The organism is Microbispora rosea, from assembly GCF_044460045.1.
Taxonomy (GTDB): Bacteria; Actinomycetota; Actinomycetes; order Streptosporangiales; family Streptosporangiaceae; genus Microbispora; species Microbispora rosea.
In genome coordinates, this window is record NZ_JBITJO010000002.1 from 446,673 (window position 1) to 469,193 (window position 22,521).

Annotated in this window: 17 protein-coding genes; 4 read left to right on the forward strand and 13 right to left on the reverse strand. The window is 73.9% G+C overall.

The window, feature by feature from the left end; all coding sequences use genetic code 11:
- Positions 1 to 3: 3 nt before the first annotated feature.
- From ACIBK1_RS09415 to ACIBK1_RS09425, 3 genes are all read right to left on the reverse strand, one after another.
- A complete protein-coding gene (locus tag ACIBK1_RS09415; protein ID WP_030505294.1) occupies positions 4 to 453 on the reverse strand; it encodes a DUF6294 family protein in 450 nt (149 codons plus the stop codon).
- 307 nt (positions 454 to 760) lie between these two features.
- Positions 761 to 4,312, reverse strand: coding sequence for an AAA family ATPase (locus ACIBK1_RS09420; protein ID WP_396733681.1), 3,552 nt, complete (start codon positions 4,310 to 4,312; stop codon positions 761 to 763).
- A 58-nt stretch (positions 4,313 to 4,370) separates the two neighbouring features.
- Entirely contained in the window at positions 4,371 to 5,471 is a 1,101-nt protein-coding gene (locus tag ACIBK1_RS09425) for an exonuclease SbcCD subunit D (protein WP_357327183.1), read from the reverse strand.
- Positions 5,472 to 5,598: 127 nt separating this feature from the next.
- On the opposite strand from ACIBK1_RS09425, the gene ACIBK1_RS09430 reads away from it, so the two are divergent.
- Positions 5,599 to 7,104, forward strand: coding sequence for an alpha/beta hydrolase family protein (locus tag ACIBK1_RS09430; RefSeq protein WP_396733684.1), 1,506 nt, complete (start codon positions 5,599 to 5,601; stop codon positions 7,102 to 7,104).
- Between the two features lie 55 nt (positions 7,105 to 7,159).
- Here ACIBK1_RS09430 and ACIBK1_RS09435 read toward each other — a convergent pair whose 3' ends face one another.
- Complete coding sequence (locus ACIBK1_RS09435) at positions 7,160 to 7,582, reverse strand: hypothetical protein (protein WP_036404442.1); 423 nt, start codon at positions 7,580 to 7,582, stop codon at positions 7,160 to 7,162.
- A 131-nt stretch (positions 7,583 to 7,713) separates the two neighbouring features.
- Here ACIBK1_RS09435 and ACIBK1_RS09440 point away from each other — a divergent pair, with 131 nt between their 5' ends.
- The gene (locus ACIBK1_RS09440; protein ID WP_363535990.1) at positions 7,714 to 8,343 is read left to right on the forward strand and encodes a TetR family transcriptional regulator; all 630 of its coding nucleotides are present in this window, start codon (positions 7,714 to 7,716) and stop codon (positions 8,341 to 8,343) included.
- A gap of 166 nt (positions 8,344 to 8,509) precedes the next feature.
- On the forward strand, positions 8,510 to 10,039 hold the full coding sequence (locus ACIBK1_RS09445) for an LCP family protein (RefSeq protein WP_396733688.1): 1,530 nt from the start codon (positions 8,510 to 8,512) through the stop codon (positions 10,037 to 10,039).
- Between the two features lie 63 nt (positions 10,040 to 10,102).
- Here ACIBK1_RS09445 and ACIBK1_RS09450 read toward each other — a convergent pair whose 3' ends face one another.
- From ACIBK1_RS09450 to ACIBK1_RS09480, 7 genes are all read right to left on the reverse strand, one after another.
- Positions 10,103 to 11,098 carry an enolase C-terminal domain-like protein gene (locus ACIBK1_RS09450; RefSeq protein WP_030505301.1) on the reverse strand — a complete coding sequence of 332 codons (996 nt, stop codon included), beginning with the start codon at positions 11,096 to 11,098 and terminating at the stop codon, positions 10,103 to 10,105.
- Between the two features lie 106 nt (positions 11,099 to 11,204).
- Positions 11,205 to 12,557 (reverse strand): MFS transporter, encoded by a 1,353-nt coding sequence (locus tag ACIBK1_RS09455; RefSeq protein ID WP_231513687.1) that lies wholly within the window; start codon positions 12,555 to 12,557, stop codon positions 11,205 to 11,207.
- 29 nt (positions 12,558 to 12,586) lie between these two features.
- On the reverse strand, positions 12,587 to 13,720 hold the full coding sequence (locus ACIBK1_RS09460) for a VWA domain-containing protein (RefSeq protein WP_396733691.1): 1,134 nt from the start codon (positions 13,718 to 13,720) through the stop codon (positions 12,587 to 12,589).
- Positions 13,720 to 16,107: a DUF5682 family protein gene (locus tag ACIBK1_RS09465; protein ID WP_396733694.1), complete on the reverse strand. Its 2,388-nt coding sequence runs from the start codon at positions 16,105 to 16,107 to the stop codon at positions 13,720 to 13,722. Before ACIBK1_RS09465 ends, ACIBK1_RS09460 begins: the two co-directional genes overlap by 1 nt.
- Positions 16,097 to 17,164 carry an ATP-binding protein gene (locus ACIBK1_RS09470; RefSeq protein ID WP_030505305.1) on the reverse strand — a complete coding sequence of 356 codons (1,068 nt, stop codon included), beginning with the start codon at positions 17,162 to 17,164 and terminating at the stop codon, positions 16,097 to 16,099. The genes ACIBK1_RS09465 and ACIBK1_RS09470 overlap by 11 nt, the downstream gene beginning before the upstream one ends.
- On the reverse strand, positions 17,161 to 18,546 hold the full coding sequence (locus tag ACIBK1_RS09475) for a DUF5691 domain-containing protein (protein WP_051761125.1): 1,386 nt from the start codon (positions 18,544 to 18,546) through the stop codon (positions 17,161 to 17,163). The genes ACIBK1_RS09470 and ACIBK1_RS09475 overlap by 4 nt, the downstream gene beginning before the upstream one ends.
- Positions 18,543 to 19,538 carry an SWIM zinc finger family protein gene (locus tag ACIBK1_RS09480; RefSeq protein WP_156080690.1) on the reverse strand — a complete coding sequence of 332 codons (996 nt, stop codon included), beginning with the start codon at positions 19,536 to 19,538 and terminating at the stop codon, positions 18,543 to 18,545. Before ACIBK1_RS09480 ends, ACIBK1_RS09475 begins: the two co-directional genes overlap by 4 nt.
- A 99-nt stretch (positions 19,539 to 19,637) precedes the next feature.
- Here ACIBK1_RS09480 and ACIBK1_RS09485 point away from each other — a divergent pair, with 99 nt between their 5' ends.
- Positions 19,638 to 20,183 (forward strand): DinB family protein, encoded by a 546-nt coding sequence (locus tag ACIBK1_RS09485; RefSeq protein ID WP_030505308.1) that lies wholly within the window; start codon positions 19,638 to 19,640, stop codon positions 20,181 to 20,183.
- 60 nt (positions 20,184 to 20,243) lie between these two features.
- On the opposite strand, the gene ACIBK1_RS09490 is transcribed toward ACIBK1_RS09485, so the two are convergent.
- Positions 20,244 to 21,113 carry a fumarylacetoacetate hydrolase family protein gene (locus ACIBK1_RS09490; protein WP_051761127.1) on the reverse strand — a complete coding sequence of 290 codons (870 nt, stop codon included), beginning with the start codon at positions 21,111 to 21,113 and terminating at the stop codon, positions 20,244 to 20,246.
- A gap of 236 nt (positions 21,114 to 21,349) precedes the next feature.
- Complete coding sequence (locus ACIBK1_RS09495; protein WP_396733699.1) at positions 21,350 to 22,468, reverse strand: glycoside hydrolase family 11 protein; 1,119 nt, start codon at positions 22,466 to 22,468, stop codon at positions 21,350 to 21,352.
- Positions 22,469 to 22,521: the final 53 nt, after the last annotated feature.

Here is a 22,521-nt window from a genome sequence, read left to right on the forward strand (position 1 = left end):
TCCTCAGCAGTGCTTGCTCAGTGACATGCGTTTGATCAAGGGGTACAGGCTGGGGTCGAACCGGCCTTCGGCCAGCCATCGATACTTCCGCGGCCAGGCGAGGGGCAGGTTCTTGACGAACTTGGTGCCGGTGCTGCCGGGTATGCGTATGTCAGCGAGCAGTGCGCCGTTCTCGTCCTTGAGATGCGCCCACATCAGCCAGGCGTCGTCACCTGACAGGCTGGTGAGCGTGGCGTCGAACCGGGCCGTGCCGTCCGGATAGAGAGTCCATGTCGGGGCCGTCCAGCCGGTGCCGCCGCTGTACATCGTGCAGTCGCCCGCGGTCGAGCCGCTCTTCCAGGTGAACGTCTTGTAGCCGGCGGACGCGTTGGCCGTCCCGGTGGGGAGCGCCAGACCGAGGGCGAGGGCGCCCACGGCGACGACCATGATCGTGCTCCTGCGGATGCTCTTCATGACGTGCTCACCTCTCATCGGCCGCTGTGCCGCTGTGCCGCTCGGCCAGTCGGGTGGTCGGCCGGTCGGGCGGAGCCCCGTGGTGGACTCCGCGGGTCGTACAAGCCGTTGATAGGGCCGCAGGGTTGCAGAGTGCTTGACCTTCCCTTGCCTGCGGCGCTCCTGCCCGTGGCCGGTCAAGAGCGCCGCAGGCTCGGAGGTCACCGCCGCCGTCGGGTGGCCTCCTCACGATGTGGGCGTCGTGCCCTGCTGGGCACCTCGCGACCCACGCAGGTGGAACCGCCGGAGCCGGAGGGCGAAACGCAGGTCAGCGGTGCGACAGGGTGGAGCCGGACCGGCCCTTGACCACGCGGAGCTGCGCGGGGATGCGCACCCGGAGCTCGGCGACGTGGCTGACCACGCCGACGGCCCGGCCGCCCTCGCGCAGCCCGTCGAGGATGTCGAGCACGTCGTCGAGCGTCTCGTCGTCGAGCGTGCCGAAGCCCTCGTCCACGAAGAGGCTGCCGATCTCCGCCCCGCCCGCCTCGTCGGTCACCACGTCGGCCAGGCCCAGCGCCAGGGCGAGCGAGGTGATGAAGCTCTCGCCGCCAGACAGCGTGGCCGGGTCGCGTTCCACGCCGGTCCAGGCGTCGAGCACGCGCAGGCCCAGCCCGCCACCCGACCGGCCCCGGTCGCCCGCGGACCGGTTCAGGTCGTGCCGCAGCAGGTAGCGCCCGCTCGACATGCGATCGAGCCGCTCGTTCGCCGCGTCGACGACCTGGCGGAGGCGTTCGCCCAGCACGTACGCCGACAGCCTCATGTGCCACCGGTTGTCGCCGGACGTGCCGGTCGCCAGCTCGGCGAGCCGGCGCGCCAGGCGGTGCCGTTCCTCGGCGGGCCGGTAGGCGCGCAGCGCGGCGTCCAGTTCGCCGGCGAGCCCGGTGAGCTGGTCGAGCCTGCCCTTCGCCCGGTCGCGTGCCGAGGTGCGGCCCGTGTGGTCCCGCTCGGCGTGCTCGTGACCGGCTTCCAGCTCAGGCAGGTCCGCGGTGGGCTCGGCCGCCGCCGCGACCAGTTCGGGATCGGCGAGCAGCCCCTCGACCGTGGCCCGCTCGGCGTCCAGGTGTCCCAGCCGCTCGGACATCGTCTCCCGGTCCTCCGGCGTGCGCACCGCGGCCGCCGCGTGCTCCACGCTCGCGAACCCCTCCCCGCCGGCGGCCCTGGCCGCCTCGGCGAGCGCGGTCTCGCTCTCGCGATCGGCCACGGCCGCCGCGGCCGTCGCCTCGGCGGCCTCCCTGAGCAGGTCCGCCTCCTCACCCAGCCGGTCGAGGCGGGCGGCGAGCGAGGGGTCCTCGCCCCGGGCGGCGTCGATCACCTCGGCCAGCCTGCGCTCGTCGGCCTCCAGCCCGTCCCGCTGCGCGCGTGCCTCGGCGAGCGCCGCACCGGTGCGCGCGGCCCGCGCGCCCAGCTCCTCCAGTTCGGCCGCGAGCCGGGCGGCGCGGGCGGTCAGTTCCTCTTCGGCGGCCGCCAGGGAGCGGGCGCGTTCCAGCTCCGCCTCCGCCGTCGTGAGGTCGCCCTCCAGACCGGCGGCGAGCCGCTCGCCCTCCGCGAGCAGGGCGTCCCTCCTGGTCCTGGTCTCGGTCAGCAGCCCGGTCAGCTCGGCGGCCCGGTCCCGCGCCGATTCCAGCTCCGCCGCGAGCCGTCCGGCCTCCGCCTCGGCCGCCGCGACCGCCGTCTCGGCCGCGCGCAGTCGCGTCAGCTCCTCGTGGGCGTCCGCGAGGGCGGCGGACGCGTCCTCCTGGGACAGGTCCGCGGCCCGCGCCGCCGCGTCGCCGAGCCGCGACGAGAGCGCGGCGACGGTCGTCTCCGCCTCCTCCCGAGCCCGCTGCGCGGCCTCGAACGCCTCCTGCGCCGCCTGCTCGTCGTCCGCGGTCGCGGCCCGTCCGGCGGGCGCGGCGGGGCTGGGGTGTTCGGTTGCGCCGCAGACGGCGCAGGGCGCCCCGGCCACGAGCCCGGCCGCCAGCTCGGCGGCCATCCCGTCGATCCTGGCCTGGCGGACCTCCTGGAGCCGGTCGCGACGCTCCTGGGCCAGGTCGACGGCGGCGCGCCGGTCGTGCTCGGCCTGCTCCAGGTCGGCGGTCAGGGCGTCGCGCAACCGCGCGGCCTCCAGCCGCTCCCCCGCCATCTGAGCGGCGGCCTCCAGCGCGGGGACGCGCGCGGCCATGTCGCGCAGGCCCCTGAGCCGCTCCTCGGCCCCGGCCAGCAGCTCCGGCAGCTCTGCCTGCGCGGCCCGGGCCCGGGCCTCGTCCTCGGCGAGCCGCGCCAGTTCGGCGTCGAGCAGCGCGGCCTGCCCGGTGACCTGGCGTAGCCGGAGCGCGGTGTCCCTGGCGGCCGTCAGGCCCGGCAGGGACGCCGCCGCCGTACGCGCCCCGGCGAGCCGTTCCTCGACGTCGAGCCGCTCGGCCGGCAGGGCCGCCAGCCGCCGCGTCAGCCCCGCCTCCTCTCCGGCCAGCTCCGCCAGCGCGCGTTCGGCGTCCGCGCGCTCGCCTCGCACCTGCCGCAGGCGCGCCTCCTCCGGGAGGATCTGGCGCACCCGGGCGACCTCGTCGCGCCGCTCCCGCTCCAGCACGGCCACCCGCTCCGGATCCGGCAGCTCCGTGTCGATCCGCTCCAGATCCGGCAGCTCGGCATAGATCCAAGCAGTGCCCATCGGATCCGGGTCCGGATCCTGCGCGCCGGGCCGGGCGGCGACGCTCCCGGTCACCGGCTGCATGACACCCTGCCGCGTGGCCTCCGGCCAGTCCGCGCCCGGTTCCCCGCCGGGCTCCGGCCCGAGGCAGGGAAGCGCGCGGAGCACGGCGTCGGCGGCCACCCGCCGCGCCTTGGCGGCGGCCTCCGCCCGCTGGGCGGCCTGCCGGATCAGCGGTGCCACGCGGTCGGCGCGCGCCGCCTCGTCGAGCATCGCCTCCAGGTCCGACCGCTCGTCCGCCGCCCCGTCGAGCTCCTGCCGCCGGGCGAGGGCTGCGGCGTGCCTGCGCTGCCGGTCGGCCAGGGCCCGGCCCTCCTCCAGACGGGCGCGGGCCGACAGCAGCGCCTCCTGACTCGCCGCACGGGCCGCGACCGCGTCGGCGAGCGCGCCGCGGGCGAGGTCGAGCGCCTCCCCCGCCCAGGCCGCGGGATCGCCGGCCTCCTCGGGCAGCGGCAGGTCGTCGCCCGCCGCGCCGCGCATGCGGTCGAGCACCGACTCGACCCGCTGGCCGAGCTCCTGCGCCTCCCGCCAGGTGCGCGTGCGATGGTCGGCCAGCCACCGCTCCACGTCGCTGAACACCCGTACGGAGAAGAGCCGTTCCAGCAGTTCCCGCCGCTCCTCGCCGCCGGCCCGCAGGAACTTCGCGAACTCGCCCTGCGGCAGCATCGCCACCTGGCAGAACTGGGCCGCGGTCATGCCCGTCAGCGTGTTCACGAAGTCGCCTGCCTCGTCGCTGCGCGTGCTGCGCACGACCCACTGCCCGCCGGGCTCGGTCAGCTCCTCGACGCGAGCCTTGGCCTTCTCCTCGACCAGGCCGGAACCCCGCAGCTTCGGCCGCATCCAGGCGGGCGAACGGGTGATGCGCAGGCGCCTGCCCCGGATCGTCAGCTCCAGCGCCACCGACGGCCCGCGGTCGGGCGGCGCGTGGTCGCAGCGCAGGCTCCGGGCGCTCTCCCGCTGACCGGGGACCCTGCCGTACAGCGCGTAGCAGACGGCGTCGAGCACGGTCGTCTTGCCGGCGCCGGTCGGCCCGTGGATCAGGAACAGGCCCGCCTCGCCGAGCGCGTCGAAGTCGACCTCCTCCGTGCCGGGGAACGACCCGAACGCGACCAGGCGGAGCTTGTGCAGCCTCACCGGACCTCCTCACTCGCCCGCGGGTCTGGCATACGCCGACGCCCACCGCTCCGCTCCCTCACGCGCTCTCCTTGATCCGGCACGCCTCGACCGCCTCCTGCAGCAGGCGCCGTTCGTCGTCGTCCGCGGGCTCACCGCGGACCTCGCGCACGAAGTCGAGCGCCACCTCGATCTCGGCACGGCCGGCGACCCTCGCCCGCCCCGCCGGTCCCTCCGCCACGCCGTCCGGCTGGAAGGCGAGCGCCAGCGTGTGCGGGAAGCGCCGGCGCAGACGCTCCATCGCCTCGCGCGGACGCACCGGATCGGTCAGCGTCACCTGCAGCCAATGCTCCTCGTACCGCTCGAAGCGGCCGTCGGTCAGCAGGTCGTCGATGCGGCCCCGCACGGTGCTCACCGGCCGGGGCACCGGGGCGGGGACGAACTCCGTGCGGCCGGTGTCGAGGTCGGCCAGCCAGGAGCCCTTGGTGTGGCCGGCCTCGGAGAAGGAGTAGGCGATCGGCGAGCCGCTGTAGCGGACCGTCTCGCTCATCACCTGACGGCCGTGCAGGTGCCCCAGCGCCGCGTAGTCGACCCCGGAGAACGCGCTCAACGGCACGTGCGCGACCCCGCCGACGCTGATGTCCCGCTCGCTGTCGCTGGCCTCTCCCCCGGTGACGAACGCGTGGGCGAGCACGACCTTGCGCGCCGCCGGATGCGCCCGCACCCGGTCCATCGCGTACGTGACCGCGGCGGTGTGGCTGCGCTCGGCCAGCTCCCACGGCCCCCTGACCAGCTCGGGCTCCAGGTAGGGGATGCCAAAGAACGCCACGTCGCCGATCACGATCGGCTCCCAGGCCCGGCCGGGGTCGGTGCGCAGGTGCACCCGCTCCATCAGGTCGGCGCCGAAGCCCAGCCGTACGGCGGAGTCGTGGTTGCCGCTGATCAGCACGGTGTGCACGCCGAGTGCCTTGAGCCTGGCGAGCGCCTCGTTGCACAGCGCGACCGCGTCGACGGGAGGCAGGGCGCGGTCGTAGACGTCGCCGGAGACCACGACGACGTCCACGTGCTCGGCCCGCACGGTCTCGACCAGGTGATCGACGAACGCGGCCTGGGCGCCGAGCAGGCTCTCCCGGTGGAACGACCGGCCGAGGTGCCAGTCGGAGCTGTGCAGGACACGCATGTCGCAGGAAGCTAACAGGTCCCGCCGACAAACGCGGCCCCAACCGCCCCTCTGGTGCACGACGCAAAGAAGGAGTAATGACTTAGCCTGGGTTCGGTATCGCGAGTACGCATGGGGGAGCGGCCTCATGAACGTCGGCCGGGGCACTCTCGGGATGATCGCCGGTGTGCTGATGGTGGCGCTCGCCGCCGTCGGCCACCTGCTCTCCCCGCCGGCCTTCGATCCCCCACCCCTGTCCACTTCGCCCCAGTTTCGTGACTTACCTCCCCAGCCCGCCACGGAAGTGCGGCCGGTCGCCCGCACCGACAGGTTCCGCACCGAGACGCTCCTCGTGCCGGCGAAGAACGAGACGCTGAAGGCGACGATCCGGGCGCCCCTGTCCCCCGGACGCCATCCCGCGATGGTGTTCGTGCAGGGCTCGGGGTCGGGCGACGGCGGGGAGTTCACCCAGCAGGCCGAGTGGCTGGCCAGGGCGGGCGTCGTCACGCTGGCGTACGACAAGCGGACGGTGGGCTACTCCTTCCGCAGCCGCGACTTCGGCCTGCTCGCCGACGACGCCCTGCGCATGCTGCGGGTGCTGCGCGGACGGCCCGACGTCGACCCGGCGCGCGCCGGCCTGTGGGGCGTCAGCGAGGGCGGCTGGGTCGTCCCGATCGCCGCCGCGCGTGACCCCCAGGCCGCGTTCGTGGTCCTGGTCTCCTCTCCGAACGTCTCACCGCTTCGCCAGGTCGCCTGGGCGCTGAACGAGCAACTGCTGCGCCTGCACGCCCCGACCGGCGTACGCGACCTGCTCACCCGCGCGATGGGCGGGGTCGGCTTCGACTTCCTGCGGTACGACGGGGTGCCCGCCCTGCGCGGGATCACCCAGCCCGTCCTGGCGTTGTACGGCACCGACGACCCGTCCATCCCCTTCGTGGAGAGCACCGAGACGCTCACCGGCGCCCTGACCGAGAGCGGCAACGCCGACTACACGATCCGCTTCCTCGCCGGGGCCGACCACGCCATGCGGATCCGCGGCGGGACGTACGCCGCGGACTACCTGCCCACGCTGGCCAACTGGATGAAGGACCTGCCGCGAACGGCCAGGCCCTCGGTGGCGATCGCGGGGGCGACGCCGGTGCAGCGCTTCGAGGCCGCCGACGTGCCGGCCGCGCCGTGGTGGGGCGGCAGCACGATCCTGTGGCTCACGCTCTGCCTGGCCGCGGTGGGCTACGTCGCGGCGCCGGTCACCGAGATGGTCGTCCGGCTGCGCGGGCGCGACCTGCGGCTGCAGGCCAGGATGGAGGCCACGGTGCAACTGTGGCCGTCCATCCGGCGGCGGCTGCGCAGGATGGCCTGGACCGGCCTCGGGGAGCTCGCCGCGGTCCTGGCGTTCATCACGCTCATCGTGCTGTTCTCGGTCAACCAGGCCGGCGCCTGGCCCGCCGTACAGGCCGGATGGCTGGTCGTGCGCCTGCTCGCCCTCCTGATGCTCGTGCAGACGGTCACGACGTTCGCCGCGGTGTCCGGCGGCCTGCGGGACGGCTGGGAACCGACGCCATGGCAGAAGAGCGTCCTCGCCGGCGTGCTCGGCGGGACCGCGCTGCTGCTGCTGACCGCCGCCTACTACGGCCTGTTCGCCTTCCCCTGGTAGCCGGTTCGGGTTCGGGCGGCGACCTCGCGAGGACGTCCGGTCCCCGAGCGGGCGATCAGCCCAGTTCCTCGGCCATCCGAGCCGTGATGGTGGTCAGCACGCGCGCCGCGACAGCCAGGTCCGCGGCCGGAACCGAACCGTAGGCACGACCGAGGATCTCGCCGGACTCGGCGCGCACCTTCGCCACCAGCGCGCGGCCGGCGTCGGTGACCTCGACCTGGTCGCCGGGCGTCTCCCTCACCAGGCGGGCGCCGGCCAGGGCCGCCAGGGCGGTGCCGACGTCGGCGGGCCGCCACAGGGTCAGCTGGGCGACGTGGGCCACGTGCGCGGCCCGCTCGACCGTGCCGCCTGCGGCAAGGGCCTGGTTCAGGGTGATCCACTGCTTCTCGTCGACGGTCGTGCCCGACAGCGCGCGGGTCAGGACCGCCGTGTGATGCTTCTCGGCCCGGCCGACGATCGCGGGGTTCAGGGTGGCCATGTCGATCTCCTTGCTTGCAGCGCGTCCTTGGATACGCAGATTCTGACACTCAGGCTCAATAATGTACAAGTACCATGAGAGACTGAAGCTCATAAGAGATTCAGGATCGGGTCGAGAGTAGGATTCCGGGCATGACCGCCGACGACCGCTCGCTGCCGCTACGTGAACGCAAGCGCCTGCGCACCCGACGCGCCATCGCCGACATCGCACTGCGCCTGTTCACGGAGAAGGGCTTCGACGCCACCACGGTGGAAGAACTCGTCGGTGAGGCGGAGGTCTCACGCAGCACGTTCTTCCGCGCGTTCGCGACCAAGGAAGCGGCGGCCGTCGAGGCCGAGACCGAATTGTGGACGACCTATCTGGGAGAGCTCGCGGACCGCCGGCCGTCCGGCCCGGTGCTCGCCGAACTGTGCGACACCCTCGCCCGCACCGCCGGCGTCCTGCCGCCCGACTGGGACCACCGCTACATGGCCACCCGGCGCCTGATCCTCACCAGCCCCGCCCTGCTGGGCCACGTCGAGTACCAGCGCACCGGGGTGGAAAGGCAGGTCGTCGCCTGTCTGGCGGAAAAGCTCGGCCTCGACCCCGATGACCTGCGGTTGCGCGTCCTGGCCGAACTGGCGACCACCGCCTGGAGCGTCGCCGCCCGCGACTGGGTCCGCGACGGCGGCGACGGCGGCCGCCAGGCGCTCACCGACCGGCTGCGCGACGCCTTCGCGGCCGTCCCCGACGCCCTGAACCTCTCCTCGGGCGCATCGTGACCCGCGGCCCGGATTGGGCCGGCCGCACAGTCCGCCACCGGCCGTTCGATCGGCGCTCGAAGACCGGTTCCCCCATAGGGGCGAGCACTGGTCAAATCCGGGTACGGACTTCCCCTGCTCGGGCCGGTCACGGGTTTTCCGCGGCCGGTGTCGCTTCAATTGACACGTGGTCACCCCTGATCTCGCACCCCGGAACGGCGCCCCGCCGGCGACGCGTCGCGGCGGGCCGGCGTTCGGAGCCACCGCGCTCATCGGCTGGGTCGCGCTGTCGGCGGTGCTGCCCGGAGCGGCGCACCTGCGCGCGGGCCGGTGGCGCAGCGGGCTGGTCCTGCTGAGCTGCTACCTGACCGTGGTCGTCGCCGTCGTGTTCGTCGCCGCCGGCGCGGACGCCGGCCTCGCCGGCCGCGCCCTGGGCTGGCTCGGCCAGATCTCACTGGTGTTCGCGGCCTGTGCCGTCGCCTGGTTCTGGCTGGTCATCCGTTCGTACGTCGTCCTGCGGCCCGGCCGGCTGCCCCGCCGGGGGCAGGTCCTCACCGGGCTGGTCGCGGGCGTGCTCGCGGTCGTCGTCGCGGTGCCGTTCGCGATCGCCGCCCGGTACGTCCGCGTGTCCGAGCAGACCCTCGACTCGCTGTTCACCGCACCGGCCGGGAGCGGTCAGGCGGGCGGCGCCGTACGCAGGGACGACCCGTGGGCGGGCCGCGACCGGGTCAACGTGCTCCTGCTCGGCGGCGACTGGGGCGACGACCGGATCGGGATGCGCACCGACAGCATCAACGTCGCCAGCGTGGACGTGCGGACCGGCAACACCGTGCTGCTCGGCCTGCCGCGCAACCTGGAGCACGTCCGCTTCCCTCCGGGCAGCGCCATGGCCGCCCGCTTCCCCTTCGGTTTCCAGCTCCCCGAGTATCGCCCCGGCTGGCGCGAGGACCTGCTGTTCTCGGTGTGGCAGTACGCCAACGACCATCCCGAGCTGTTCGGCGGGCGGCGGAACATGGGCGCCGAGGTCCTCAAGGAGACGGTCGGCCACATCCTCGGCCTGCGGATCGACTGGTACGCGCTGGCCAACATCTGGGGTTTCGCGAAGATGATCGACGCCCTCGGCGGGCTCGTGGTGACGGTGGACCGCGACATCGTGTACGGCCTGCACAACGAGGGCGTCGTGAGGTCGGGCACCCGGCGGCTGAGCGGCAGCGAGGCGCTGTGGTTCGCCCGCTCCCGCACCTTCAGCGATGACTTCGACCGGATGCACCGGCAGCGGTGCGTCCTCGGGGCCCTGCTCTCCCAGGCCGACCCGGCCACGGTGCTGACGCGGTTCACCGAGATCGCGGCGGCCACGCGCAGGATCATCAGCACCGACGTGCCCCGGCCCATGCTGGAACACCTCGTGCCGCTGGCCTGGAAGGTCAAGCACGCCGCGATCACCAGCCTGCAGTTCGTGCCGCCCCTGATCAACACCGCCTATCCCGACTGGGACCGGATCCGGCTGCTCACGGCCAAGGCGATCCGCGCCTCGGCGCACGCCCAGGCCGGCCCTTCCGCGACGCCGTCCGGCTCCCCGACCGCGTTCTCGTCCGGGACGGGGCGGCACCGGCATCGGCACTCGCCGTCGCCCTCCCCCACGCCCGTGCTCTCTCCTCTGGGGACGCCGAGCCCGATCGACGACGGCTGTGGGGCGCACATGGCGATGGCGCGCTGAGCCCGTCTCCTCCCGTCCGCGCCGGTGACCCGCCCAGGGCAGGCGCCGATGCTCCCAGGGATGTCAGACGCGGAACGACGCGCGGGCCATGCGGCGCACCCGCTCCTCGTCCACCGTGTGCCCGAGACCGGGCTGGGTGAGCGGCACCGCGACGACCCCGCCGGACGCGCCGACCGGCGGGAGCACCACCTGCGCGCTTCGCGGCGGCTCGGCGACGTCGCTGGGCAGGGTGCAGCCGGGCAGGCTCGCGACGGCGACCGTCGCGGCCCGGGCCAGCCCCGCGCCGAGGCCGCCGGCGCAGACGATGTCCCATCCGGCCTCCACCGCGCGGTCGTGCGCGCGCCGTACGGCGCCGAGCGACCCGAACTTCGCGGGACGCAGCAGCAGGGCCCGTCCCGCGTTGAGGCTCACCGCCTCGTCGAGCTCGGACACGCGGGCCACCTCGACCGCGACCGCGGCCGACACCCGGTCCTGCAGGTCGGCACTGGTCAGCAAGTCCTTGAAGGGGCGTTCGATGGCCACCACCCCGTAGGCGTCCAGCGCCTCAAGCTGCGCGATCTCCGTGTAGGCGCCGTGCCCGTCCACCGCGATGGCCAAACCGGGGTAGGCGGCGCGCACGGCGCGCAGCGGCTCGACGTCCCAGCCGGGGTGGACGTCCAGCGTCACGTGCCCGTAGCCCGCGCAGACGTGCCGGTTCACCCGGGCGACCATGCTCTCCAGGGAGCGGTCCGCCGTCAGCCTGACAGTCGCGATCAGGGACGTGCGGCTGCCGCCGAGGGCGTGGGAGAGCGGGACGCCGTTCATACGGCCCCACAGGTCCCAGCAGGCCATGTCGCCGGCCGCGCCGCCGGGGACGTCCCCCAGCTCCGACGGGTGCTCCCAGTCGAGGCCGATGAGCGCGGGCAGGGCCCGCTCCAGCGGGCCGGCCGCGGCGGGATCGACGGCCTCGCCCCAGCCGACCATGCCGCCGTAGTCCGTGATCTTCACCAGGACGGTCTCCGGACGCCTGCCGTACGGCAGGGTCATCCTGAAGACCTCCAGCTCCCGGACACGCGGCACTCGGATCCCCTCGTTTCTTCCCCCGGTTCCCGCCCAGGCCGTTCCGGCGGCGCCTCGGGTGCGCTGCGTCCGGCGGCCTGCTCCACGGCGGGATTCCGGGATTTCCCTAGACCTCCATGGTGCCCGCTTCGCGGCGGTGCTCGAAACGGCCGCCGATGAGGGTGGCCGTGCCCGCCATGACGACGAGCAGGCCCAGGCACGTCACGTAGACCCACGGCCGGCCCCCGTACGCGGCGAACAACGCCCCGGTGATCGCGACGGCCACGACGGAGAAGACCGACTCGCCGATGCTCAGCGACGCGCTGTTGCGGCCCTCCTCCCCGGGCGCGGACAGCTCCAGCACCAGCACCGACAACGTCGGGAAGACCATTCCGATGCCCAGGCCCGCCACGACCCAGCCCGCGAAGACCACGAGCACCGGCGTGGCGGGGATGACGATCAGAGCGGTGACGCAGATGCCGGCGGCGATCAGCGTCGCGCCGAGGCGGATGGTCAGCGCCCGCGCGTGGGGCCTGCGGCCCTGGATCCACGAGCCGAGCGACCAGGCAAGGGCCCCTCCGGTGAGCGCGAGCCCGGCCTCGGCCGTGTTGAGGTGCCGCTCCTGCACCAGCATCAGCGGGACGAACACCTCGGCGGCGAAGAACGATCCGGCGGCCAGGCCGCGCAGCGCGATCACAGTGGGCAGCCCGCGGGCCGCGCGCAGCGTCCCCGCCGGCAGCAGTTTCGGCAGCGCCAGCGCGAGGACCGCCAGCCCGGCGACCGCCAGGACGATCCCTGCGCCCGCCGCGCCGCTGCCGTACTGCAGCAGGGCCGCGCCGATCGCGGCGCAGACGCCCCAGGCGAACCGGGGCAGGAAGGCCCGGCCCATCGCCTCCCTGGGTTGTCCGTCCCTGGCGGGCAGTCCCCGCCACATGATCAGCGCGGCGGGGACCGACAGCACCGCCACGCCCAGGAAGATCAGGCGCCAGCTCCAGGTCTCCGCCACGAAGCCCGTGACCGCCGGGCCGACCACGGACGGCAGCACCCAGGCCGCGGCCAGCGCGGAGAACACCCGCGGGTGCATGGCGGAGGGGTAAGCCTGGGCGACGAGGACGTACAGCGCCACGTTGAACAGGCCGCCGCCGAGTCCCTGAAGGAATCGCCCGACGAGGAAGACCTCCATGGCGGGCGCGAACCCGGAGACGGCCAGCCCGGCGACGAACCCCGCCACTCCCGTCCACAAGGCGGGGAACGGTCCCCGCGCGTCGCTCCAGCGCCCGCCGACCATCGTGGCGATGACGTTGGCCGCCATGCCGCCGCTGAACGCGAGGCCGTACAGGTGGTAGCCGTTCAGCTCCCGGCCGATCAAGGGCATCGCGGTGGCCACCGCCAGATACTCGAACGCCACGAGCATCACCAGGGCCACGATCCCGACGCTCAGGGCACGGTAGCGCTGGCTGAAGACGGCTGGGGCGGTCATTACCGAAGACATGATACGGACATTACAAATCACCGTCCTGACCCGAAAATGCGACCTTGGTCGTAAGACCGGCGCTCGATGGCGGCCGCCATGAGGCCGGGAAAGGCGTCCGGCGTGCAGGCGAACGCCGGCACGCCCATCGCGGCCAGCGCCGCCGCGTTGTCGTGGTCGTACTGCGGCGTGCCCTCGTCCGACAGCGCGAGCAGCACGATCACCTGGACCCCGGCGGCGGTCATGGCGGCGATCCGGCGCAGCATCTCCTCCCGCGGCCCGCCCTCGTACAGGTCGCTGACCAGCAGGAAGATCGTGTCGGCCGGCCGGGTGACGAGTCCCTGGCAGTAGGCCACCGCCCGGTTGATGTCGGTGCCGCCCCCGAGCTGGGTGCCGAACAGCACCTCGACGGGGTCGTGCAGCCGATCGGTCAGGTCGGCCACGGCCGTGTCGAAGGCCACGAACGAGGTTTTGAGCGAACGCATCGAGGCGAGCACCGCGGCGAAGACGCCCGCGTACACCACCGAGGCCGCCATCGATCCGCTCTGGTCGACGGCCAGCACGACCTCCCGCTGGACGGCCCGCTGCCCTCGGGCGTACCCGACCAGCCGGGACGGCACGACGGTCTTCCGCTCGGGCAGGTAGTTGCGCAGGTTCGCCCGGATCGTACGGTTCCAGTCGACCTCGGCCGCCCTCCTGGGCCGGTGGGTCCTGGCCGAGCGGTCGAGCGCGCCGCTGACGGCCGTCAGGGTGCGCCGCGTGAGTCGCGCCTCCAGCTCCCGCACGACCGTGCGGACGACGGACCTGGCCGACTCGCGAGCCCGCTCCGGCATCAGCCGGCTCAGCGACAGCAGCGTGCCCACCAGGTGCACGTCGGGCTCCACGGCCTCCAGCATCTCGGGCTCCAGCAGGAGCCGGGTCAGGTCGAGCCGGTCGATGGCGTCCTTCTGCATGACCTGCACGACCCCCGAGGGGAAGTGCTCCCTGATGTCCCCCAGCCATCGGGCCACCCGGGGCGCGGACGCGCCGAGGCCGGCGCCGCGCCGCTCCTGCCCGTCGTAAAGGGCTGCGAGGGCGGCGTCCATCCGGGCGTCCGCTCCTTCCAGCGTGCCCTCCGCCGCGCCGCCCAGCACCAGCCGCCAGCGGCGCAGCCGCTCGTCCTCGCCCTCCATCAGAGCCTCCCGCCCGTCTCGCGCCCCAGGATGTCGCGCACGGTCCGCACGGCCCCCGCCGCCAGCCCGTCGTCGTAGCCCGCCTCCTCGTCGCCGCCCGGCGAACCGGCGCGGAGCGCGCCGCCTGAGCGGACCCTGCGGCCGATCATCCGCCGCTCGGGCGCAGGGAACGCCCCGAACGTGCGCCGCAGCAACGGCAGCACGTCCACGAACGCCTCGGGTGACAGGCCGGTGAGCCAGGCGTCCACGGTGGCCAGCAGGCGCGGGTCGTGGACGAGCAGCAGGCCGCCCCCGGACAGGAAGCCCTCCATCCAGGCCGCCGACCGGGCCGGGGGGTTGCCGGACGACATCGACCGCGCCATGCGGGCGGCGACGTCGTCCTCCAGCGCCTCGGCGTCGAACAGGATCCGCACGATCCGGCCGTCGAGCAGCCCCGGCAGGTCGTCGCGCCGGGCGATCCCGGCCAGCGTCGCGAGCCACCGGCCACCGCCCATCAACGCGGCGGCGGTGTGGACGCCGTCCATCAGCGCCGCCATCTCGCGGGCCGCGTCCTCGTCCAGCCCCGTGAGGGCGGGGGACAGCCCGGCGCAGATCCGCGCGAGCATCGACTCCGTGACGCCCGTGAGGCCCTCGGTGCCGCGCACGTCCCCGTACCTGCGGGCCCGCACGAGCGCGGGCAGCGCCCCCATGAGGTGACGCACCTCGCCGTCGAGCGCCGCCCGGTCCTCTATGCGCCCCAGGACGTACGGCAGCGCGTCCGGCAGGTGGGCGAGCAGGCAGCGCTCGACCAGCGCGGCCAGCTCCGGCAGACCCGCGCCGCCCGCGAGGTCGCGCACGCGGGCCGTCGCCGCCGCCTCGACCGTGATCCCCCACACGGCGGCCTCGATGAGGGCCACGTCGAGCTCCGGACGCCACTCAAGCGACCACGACTCCTTGAACGTTCCCTTGCTCCGGGCCCGCCGTGGCGTCCCCCAGGGCACGCCCAGCAGGGCGAGCCGGTGCAGCAGACGGCTGCGGCCGAGGTCGAGCGGCCTGCGCAGGTCGAGGTCGTGCTCCCCGGCCATGACCTCGGGCTTCATGCGCAGCCGCCGCTGCTCGTCGCGCAGGTCCCGCCGCAGCGGCACCATCGGCGTGGCGTCCGGCACCCGCCCGAGCCGCTCCCCCACGACCATCCGCCGCTGGACCAGCTCGACCGGCAGCTCGTCGCCGCCGCACAGCACCGCCCTGACCGCATCGGTGACCTCCGGCAGACCGGCGAGCGGCCTGCCGCGCAGCGTCGCCAGGCTCTCGGCCAGCCGTACGGCCTCGATGACGTCCGCGGAGGAGACGGGCAGGTCCTCCTCCCGCAGGATCGCGGCGGCGCCCGCGAGCCAGCGCTCCACCGGGCGGTCGGGCACCGTGAACAGGTGCTCGTACCACCCGGGCGCGGCGACGCCCGCGCCGTAGCCCGCACCCGCGGCGAGCCGTCCGTGGGTCCACGGCACCCACGTCATCTCGACCCTGACCTTCGGAAGGCCGCGCAGCAGCCGCTCGTCCTCGGCCGCGGAAGGCAGGCGGTCAGGCCCGTCCGGCGCGTACGGGCCGGGCCCGGCGGCCGGGCCGGCCGGGGTCAGCGCCGGCAGGTGCCAGGCCCCGCAGACCACCGCGATCCGGCTGAAGCCCTCCCGCGCCGCCTTCCGCAGCGTCCTGCGCATGTAGGCCTCGCGCCGGGCCTCGACGCCCTCCGCGACGTGCCCCTCGCGCACGGCCCGCATCGCCTCCGCGACCACGTCGAGCGTCCGGGCCTCGCCCCGGTGCTCGACCAGGTCCTCCCACCACCGCTCCGGGTCGTCGTACCCCGCCGCGCGGGCGAGCTCGCCGATGGGATCGCGGCGTACGGGGTCGGCGTCGAGCGCGAGACTGTGCGCGGCGGGCAGGTCGCAGAACCGCACCTCGACGCCCGCCCTGGCGGCGTAGGCGATCGCCTGCCATTCCGGCGAGAACTCCGCGAACGGCCAGAAGGCGGCCCGCGACGGCTCCCCCGGCACGTACGCCAGCAGCGCGACGGGCGGGCGCATGCCGGGATCGGCGGCGAGCGTTACCAGGCCGTCGGCCTCGGGAGGGCCCTCGACGAGCACCAGATCGGGCCGGATCCTGTCCAGCTCGTCACGCACGGCCCTGGCCGAACCCGGCCCGTGGTGCCGCACCCCCAGCACCGACAAACGCGGCACCGGCAGACCGGGCACCGGTGCCTCCGGCCCGCCCTCGCCGCCTCCCGCGCGGCTCCGGTCGTCGCGGCCGTCCCCGCGCCGGGAACCGCTCAGGCCGCCACCCACGCCACCGCCCTGGCCGCCGTCCGAGCCGCCGTCCGAGCCGGTCAGGGCGCCGTCGGCGAGCTCAGCCGGCATCGCGGCAGGCCCGGTAGAAGTCGCGCCAGTCGTCGCGGTCGCGGACGACCGTCTCCAGGTACTCCTGCCAGACCACGCGGTCGGACACCGGGTCCTGGACCACCGCCCCCACGATGCCGCCCGCGACGTCGGCCGGGCGCAGCACGCCGTCCCCGAAGTGGGCCGCGAGCACGATCCCGTTGGTGACGACCGAGATGGCCTCCGCGGTGCTGAGCGTGCCGCTGGGCGACTTCACCTTGGTCCGCCCGTCGGAGGTGACGCCTGCGCGCAACTCCCGGAAGACCGTCACCACGCGGCGGATCTCCTCCATCCCGGTCACGGTCTCCGGCAGCTCCAGGGCTCGGCCGAGCTGCGCCACGCGCCGGGCCACGATGCCGACCTCCTCCTCCGTGCTGGCGGGGACCGGCAGCACGACGGTGTTGAACCGCCTGCGCAGCGCGCTCGACAGGTCGTTGACCCCGCGGTCGCGGTCGTTGGCGGTCGCGATGACGTTGAAGCCCTTGGCCGCCTGCACCTCCTCCCCCAGCTCCGCGATCGGCAGCGTCTTCTCCGACAGCAGGGTGATCAGGGCGTCCTGCACGTCGGACGGCATGCGGGTGAGCTCCTCGACCCTGGCCAGCCGTCCCTCCGCCATGGCCCGCATGACCGGGCTCGGGGTCAGCGCCCCGCGGGAAGGGCCCTCCGACAGCAGCCGCGCGTAGTTCCACCCGTAGCGGACGGCCTCCTCCGCCGTGCCTGCCGTGCCCTGCACGAGCAGGGTCGAGTCGCCGCTGATCGCCGCGGCGAGGTGCTCGGACAACCAGGTCTTGGCCGTGCCGGGCACGCCGAGCAGCAGCAGCGCCCTGTCGGTGGCGAGCGTCGCCACGGCGACCTCGACGATCCTGCGCGGGCCGATGTACTTCGGCGTGATCTGGCCGCCGTCTCCCAGCACGTAGGTCGTCACCGCCCAGGGCGACAGCCGCCAGCCCGGCGGGCGTGGCCGGTCGTCGGTCTTCGCGAGGATCGTCAGCTCGTCGGCGAACTGGTCTTCCGCGTGCGGGCGCAGAACGCTGGTCACTCAAGCTCCTTCAGCATCTCGAAACGGAACCGCAGGGTCGCCGCCAGTTCGGGGACCTCCCCGGCGTACTCGTGCATCGCTGGGTCGAACCGCTCCCCCGCCAGCCGGATCAGCTCGCCGGCGTTCCACGGCTGCGTCCGCGTGGTCTCGATGATCTTGTTGAGCACGGCCCTCGCCAGCCGCTGCCCCCACGGCCGCGGCACGCCGCCCAGCATCATGACCATCTGACCGTCCACGGGATGGCCCGCCACGAGTTCGGCCGCCCGGCGGGACCGCTCCTCCGGCGGGAGCACGGCCAGCAGATCGGTCAGCGGCTCGGCCTCGAACAGGGCACGCGCCCACGTCGCGTCCCGCTGCAGGATGGCGGCCCTGGTCCAGCCCATGCGGACCTCCCGCTGCCAGTCGCCGATCCGGGCCGCCGCGATCTCGTCCGGCGGCATGCCGAGGTGATCCGGCCAGAACGACAGCGGCGTGTGCGCCACCACCTGCTGGAGCCACCAGCCCCGCGTCTCCATCCCGGCGGGCGGTCGCGCCCTGACGCCGTCGCGCTCCATCGCGTCGTCGCAATGCGACGGCGGCTCGGCCCGGAGCCGCGAGCCGTTCCCGGTCAGGAGACGGCGCGCCCGTGCGGTCATGCGCAGGGCCAGCCGGGACCGGGGCAGGCGGGTGAGGATGTCGGCGGCGGCCTGCCGCACCTCACGGCGCCGGTCGTCGAGCGCCGCCTCCAGGAACGGTTCGTCGGCCATGCCGAGGCCGTCGGCGAGGATCGTCACGAAGACGGCCCTGTCCTCCGGCGTCTCCGCGCTCCAGCCACGGTCGAGCAACTCCCGGGCGGCGGCGGGGTCGCGGCGCCGCAAGGCGGCCAGGAAGGCACGCCTGTCGCCGCTCGTGCCGAGCTCCCACACCTCGTCGGGCGGCACGTGCGCCGGCTCCGCCAGCAGATAGGCCCAGGCCGGGTTGAGACCGGCGAGCCAGCGGCCCCGGACTCCGGTGACCGCCCCCAGGCAGGCGCGGATCGAGCGGTCGCGCGCCCCGAGGTCGAGCAGCCCGGGAATCATCTCGGCCGGGACCCGCACCCGCCGCGCGGCGGCCGTCTCCAGCCACTCGGTCAGCAGCCTGCCCTGCTCACCCGCGAGCATGCGGGCGAGCCGGTCCGCGGCGGCGCCAGGCACGAGTGGCATCGTCTCGGCCGCCGCGGGGGCCGGCGGCCTGCCCCTGCCCGGCCGCCGCCCCGCGCGCATCCGCACCACCTGCTCGGCGGCCCGCTCCAGCAGACTCTCCGGCGGGACGGCGCGGCGGTCGGCGCCCACCAGCGCGGTGGAGACCAGCTCCTCCCACGAAACCCGTCCGGCCTCCCAACCTCCGGGAACGGCCCGCGTCATAACCGCACCGCCCCGCCCTCCTCGTTCCACACCGTCAGCGGGAGCAGCCCGCGCGGCGTCCATTCGGCGGCAACAGTCACCGGCCGCCCGCCGGAGACGGCCAGCAGACGCCACGGGACGCCCGCGGACGGATGCAGCGGCAGTGCGTTCCCCTCGTCGTCCGCGATGCCGTCCAGGCAGGGAACGGCCCCGTCGAGCACCAGCGGCCAGGAGTCGCTCCAGGGGTCGGCGGCGAGCACCTCGGCGAGCAAGGCGGGCACCTGGGAGACCTTGGTCCCCGGGGGCGGCCCCGCGTCGACGAGGCCCCGGCGCTCGGCCAGCAGGGCGCGCAGCGGCGAGGCCCCCGGATAGAAGGCCAGGTCGGCGTCGATCGTCGCGCCGGGCGGCGGAAACGACTCGAGCGGCTGCCCGACCGGCGAGAACGACAGCACCATCGCCAGGCGGCCCGTCGTGCGCCCGGCCAGCCACACGCGCCGGGCGACCAGCCGGTCCTGCTCCTCGTCCCGGCAGCCGACGACATCCCAGTGGTCCCGCACCGCCGGGGTCGCCAGGACGGACTCCCGCGTGACGGGGTAGCCGACCCGCGCCCGCACGGTCTGCCGCAACGGCTCGGGCAGCGCGGCGGCGCGGCGATGGGCGACCGCGAGCAGACGAAGCAGCGCGTACTCCCCGAGCAGAAGACCCGGCCAGTCCTCGGCGCCGAGCACTCGTGTGAGACGGGTGACCGTCCCCGCCACACCCGGCGCCTGCGCGTCCACCAGCCGTCTGGCGAGGTCGTCCCACTCGGCCGGCGCCGACTGGCGTGCCTGTGCGATCCCCTGCCCGATCTGGTCGGCCAGCCAACGCTCCAGCTCCGACAGTCCGGCGGCGACCCTGCTCTCCCGCTGCTCGGCCTGGGTGCGCCTGGCCGCCACCCGGCCACCGGCCCCGGCGCCGCCCGCCTCGGCGTCACCCGCGTTCCCGGTCGCGGCCTGGCCCCACCGTCTCATCACCCGCCGCACAGTAGCCCCGTGCTCCGACAATTAGCCTCGCACGTGGCCGTGGGCCGCGCCCGGGCGGAAGTGTCGGTGCCGTCTGGCAGGGTCGGTCCCGTGAACGAGATACCCGAGGCGAACTACTCGAAGAAGTGGGACGGCGATTCCCGGTCCACCCCGCCCCTCGTCGGCGACGAGCGGGAGATCCTTACGGCCTTCCTCGACTGGCACCGCGGGACGTTCGCGCTGAAGTGCTCGGGAGTCCCGGCGGATCGGCTGTCGGACAAGGGGGTGCCGCCGTCCGGGCTCAGCCTCCACGGGATCCTCCGGCACCTCGCGGCCGTTGAGCGGTGGTGGTTCCGCATCCAGTTCGCCGGTGAGGACGTCCCGCTCCTCTACTACTCCGACGACGACCCCGACCAGGACTTCGGGGATCTGGGCGGTGACGTCGAGGAGGCGTTCGTCGTGTGGCGGGCGGAGTGCGAGCGCTCCGGTGAGATCGTCGCCGCCGCCCGCTCGCTGGACGAGACCGGCGTCCACCGTGCCAGCGGGCAGCCGGTCTCGCTGCGCCGCATCCTGGTGAACATGATCGCCGAATACGCGCGCCACAACGGGCATGCCGACCTGCTCCGCGAGCGGATCGACGGCGCTACCGGCCATTGAGGAAGATGAGCCCGGCGATCACCCGTCACCGGCGAACGCGAGCCGGCCGGCTCTCCACGGTCAGGGGCCGACGTCCGCGACAGTGCCCACCGGGGTGACCAGACGGCCCAGGCCGTCGATCTCGATGCGCACCTCGTCGCCCGGCGTCAGCGTGAAGTCCGACTCCGGCACCAGGCAGGTGCCGGTGGCCAGGACCACCCCGTACGGATAACGGTCGGCGCGCAGGAGGTGCTCGACGAGGTCGTCGATCCGCCGGTGGAGCGACTCGGTGCTCGCCGAGCCCGTCCAGATCTCCCGAGAGCCGCGGGAGATGCCGAGACGGATGCCGAGAGCGTAGGGCTCCGGGACCTCCCAGGCGGGGCGGATGCCCGGCCCCAGCGCGGTCGCGCCGAGGTAGACCTTCGCCTGCGGGAGGTACAGCGGGTTCTCGCCCTCGATGGAACGAGAGCTCACGTCGTCGCAGATCGTGTAACCGGCGATCTCCCCGTTGGCGCAGACGACCACGGCCAGCTCCGGCTCCGGGACGTTCCAGGACGAGTCGGGCCGTACGGCGATCGCCTGCCCGTGCCCGCGCACCCGCCAGCCGAGCGACTTGAAGAACAGCTCGGGGCGGGGAGCGTCGTACACCATCTCGTAGACGTCGGGGGCGCGGCTCTCCTCTCTGCGCGCCTCCCGTGATCTGCGGTAGGTGACCCCGGCGGCCCAGACCTCCGTCCAGCGGTCCACGGGGGCCGCGAGCGAGGCCGGCGTCACGACCTCACCGGTCGCCGCCCCGAGGGACCGGCGGAAGTGGCCGAGGCCGGACGAGAGCGCCGCCCCGAGCGAGAAGTCCTCGGGGAGCAGGCGATCGCCCTCCTCGCCGCGGACCGCCCAGCGCGCGGGGCCGGAGGCGCCGGTGTCTCCGGCGAGGTGACCGCGAACAAGTCGCATCGGTATGTGCCCTCACGAGTCGGCGGGTTGTTCCTCATCGGCGCCTGCCGCGTCCATCGTGGTATGAGTCCGGCCCGGCACAAGGAAGGCGCCGCGTGCGCGGTTCTCACAGTCCTTCACGGGCATCGGCACGGGAAGGCCCGTCAGGGGAATGCTCCGGTGCGGCGGATGCCGCCGCACCGGAGCCCCCTCACCAGAAGGAAAGGATCAGCAGGCGGGGATTGCGGCCCCGGGCGTCAGCTCCGCGACCACTTCTGGTTGTTGCCGCCCCAGCAGGAGTAGAGCTGGATCTGGGTGCCGTTGCTGGTCCCCTGTCCGACGGCGTCGAGGCACAGGTTCGACTGGACGCCGACGATGGTCCCGTCCGAGTTGAGGCGCCACTTCTGGTTGTCGCCACCCCAGCAGCTGTAGATCTGGACCTTGGCGCCGTTGCCGGTGCCGGCGGCGTCCAGGCACTTGTTGCCGTAGACCCGCAGCTCCTGCGCGGAGGTGTAGTCCCACTGCTGGTTGCTCTGACCGTTGCAGTCCCACAGCTGCACTTGGGTGCCGTCGCTGGTGCTCGCGTTGGGAACGTCCAGGCAGCGGCCGGAGCCGTTGTTCTTGAGCTGGCCACCGCCGCCGGACGGCGGGTTGCTCGGAGAGGTGGTGGGGCCGCCCGTGGAGGTGGAGCCACCGATGGTGATGTTGGAGTTGCCGCTGCTCTGGTAGCCCTCGGTGGCGAGGATCTGGTAGTCGTGGCTGCCGAGGTTCATGCCGTAGCGGGCCCAGGCGTCGAAGTGGTTGCCGACGGTGATGCTGCCGCCGGTCCGCTTCTGCTGCCGGACGCTCCAGTACTGGTTGAAGGTCTGGTTGCCGTCGATCGAGGGCGCGTTGTAACGCGTCGTCTCGTAGATGTCGTAGGTGCCGCCGTCGGTGGTGACGGTGCCCTTGTAGGTCCCGGTGGGCCGGTAGGTGCCCCAGTTGTCGACGATGTAGTACTCCACCAGCGGGTTCCTGGTCCACCCGTACAGGGACAGGTAGGCGTTGCCCGAGGGGTTGAAACTGCCCGAGTAGGTCACGGTCCTGCGTCCGCCGGGCTTCCAGCCCTTGCCGGCCACGAAGTTGCCGGTGTTGCGCCAGGAGGTGCTGTAGTTGCCGCCGGACCCCAGGTCCATGGAGACCGTGCCCTGGCTGTCGGTCCAGAACGAGAAGAAGTAGCCGTTGTTGGTGCCCGTCTGGTTCGTCGTCACGGCGGCGTGGGCGACGCCGGGCAGCATCGCCACGGCCGCGGCCAGCGCCACGGCGCAGACCCGGACGATGAGCAGCCTGAGGCGGCCGCGTCTGCGGCCTGACCAGTGAGCGGGGGCGTCGATCATGCGCGCTTCCTCCTCGAGAAGGGTGACGGGGGACAAGCACCGTGGACCGAGGC